The organism is Pseudoalteromonas sp. S1608, assembly GCF_005887265.1.
GTDB classification, from domain to species: Bacteria; Pseudomonadota; Gammaproteobacteria; order Enterobacterales; family Alteromonadaceae; genus Pseudoalteromonas; species Pseudoalteromonas undina.
In genome coordinates this window covers 1-445 of sequence record NZ_PNDK01000044.1, presented here as the reverse complement: position 1 = coordinate 445, position 445 = coordinate 1, and the positions used below count along the sequence as shown (strand labels likewise).

2 rRNA genes are annotated in these 445 nt (G+C 46.5%); both read left to right on the top strand.

Annotated elements, in window-relative coordinates:
* Positions 1-224 (top strand): 23S ribosomal RNA (locus CWB75_RS19150); the annotation flags it as partial.
* A 138-nt stretch (positions 225-362) separates the two neighbouring features.
* A 5S ribosomal RNA gene (gene rrf, locus CWB75_RS15860) occupies positions 363-445 on the top strand; the annotation flags it as partial.

The window sequence follows — 445 nt, the reverse complement described above, 5'->3', positions numbered from 1 at the left end:
CGAGGTGGTTCGTGGTGGCATGCCACTGGCTTTGCCCGGTTGCTCCGTGCGGCACTGATACGCGCTGAAACCATCTAAGCGCGAAGCAGGCCTCGCGATGAGTTCTCACTAGACTTTTAAAGTCTCTGAAGGGCCGTTGAAGACTACAACGTTGATAGGCAAGATGTGGAAGTGGTGTGAGCCATTAAGCTAACTTGTACTAATTACCCGTGAGGCTTAACCATACAACGCCAAACGCGTTTTATGTGATAGTGAAACAAGCGAAGAAGTTAATAGAACTAAAGTAGATACTAGAAGACTTTATTATCAGAAATTCCAAATTTTAGTTAGTGCGTAGCGATACGGACTGACACTCAAATTTGCTTGGTGACAATAGCGTTTTGGACCCACCTGACCCCATGCCGAACTCAGTAGTGAAACGAAACAGCGCCGATGATAGTGTAGC